This window comes from Terriglobus sp. YAF25, assembly GCF_052113305.1.
Taxonomy (GTDB): domain Bacteria; phylum Acidobacteriota; class Terriglobia; order Terriglobales; family Acidobacteriaceae; genus Terriglobus.
The window spans coordinates 1-1,319 of sequence record NZ_JBFRCY010000980.1 but is presented as its reverse complement, the minus strand read 5'-3'; the positions used below and the strand labels follow the sequence as shown (position 1 = coordinate 1,319).

Annotated in this window: 1 protein-coding gene; it reads right to left on the bottom strand. The window is 59.8% G+C overall.

The annotated features are described in order from the left end of the window. Positions 1–1,229 (bottom strand): IS481 family transposase (locus AB4043_RS25795; protein ID WP_442308558.1); only part of this gene is annotated, 1,229 nt, incomplete at its 3' end. Positions 1,230–1,319 lie beyond the last annotated feature (90 nt).

Sequence of the window (1,319 nt, the reverse complement as noted above, 5' to 3'; positions counted from 1 at the left end):
CAGGTAGTGGTGGAGGCGGTGGGAATCTGGGAATTTCGGTTGTATGAAATTTCCAGATTTCCATCGTCTTGTTGTTGGGGGAGGTTGCCGACGTTGAGGTTCTGTTGGTCGAAGTAGGCGATGGGGAAGGTTGCGTAATAGACGCACCAGTATTGGTCGTCGACCTGATCGAAGGCGATGCGTTCACCGGCGAGGACCTTGCTGAGAAAGACATCTTTGCCCTTCCAGAAGAACTGCCCATGAGGGTAGACAGTGCGGACTTGAAGACTGCTGTCGTACTCGGGGTTGGGGAGCCGTTCGGGGTAGGAGCGCGGGCTGTGGTTATAGAGCTCTGCCGGTGGCCGTTGTCCGAGAGCTTCGTGTGGGCGTTGTTGGTTGTAGATCTGACGAAAGSGATCGAACGCTTGTTGCTGCCGGCGCCGGTTGGCCTCTGCCGGCGAGGCCGTCTCGGCCTTCAGGGTACGGTGCATGCGTTCATGGCGTCCGTTTTGCTCGGGATGTCCGGGCTCGATCCTCTCCGGCGTGATGCCCAACCGCATCCAGTAGAGTGCCAGCCGTGACAACCCAGCGATCGCACAACTGGCGAACGGAGCTCCGTTGTCGCTGCGGATGGCGCAGGGCAAGCCATACTCCCGAAAAGCTGCCTCACAGATGGAGATCACGGCTGGGGTGTTGGTCTTGGCCACTACCTGACAGCGCAACAGGTAACGGCTGTAGGCATCGGTCATGGTGAAGGGGTCGATACGATCACCATCCTGGGTACGGAACCAGCCCTTGAAGTCCACACACCACACCTGGTTAGACCTATCGGCATGCGCAAAGGGCTGGGTGTGCGRCGGTGTACGACGCCGTTGTTTGCGCGGATGTGCCAGACCTTCACGCTTCAACAGCTCACCGATCGTGCTGGCCGCYGGCCACTTCTGTCCAGGATGATGAGACCTCAGCCAGCTGCGCAGCTTCCGCGGACCCCAGCTCATATGCTCGCGCCGCAGCTCCAGCACTCGCCGCTGWATACCTTCCGTCGTCTGGTTGGGATGATGCAACGGTGCGTGACTGTGGTCGCTCAGGCCCCTCGCTCCCTTCTCCTGCCACCGTGACAAGATCTTGTAGCCCGTCTTCCGCGATATACCGTAATGCCGGCATAGCTCCGACATCGTCCACGCTCCGCTCTCCCACTCCACTGCAAACCGGGCACGCTCTTCCAACACTCCGCTCGCTCTCCAAGGCATGCCAGACTTCTACACGCCTCCGCTCGACCTCGCGAAAGTGTTACCYATGTCCCCGGTCTAATCTGTTACCCATCTGCCCGGTCTGTACCC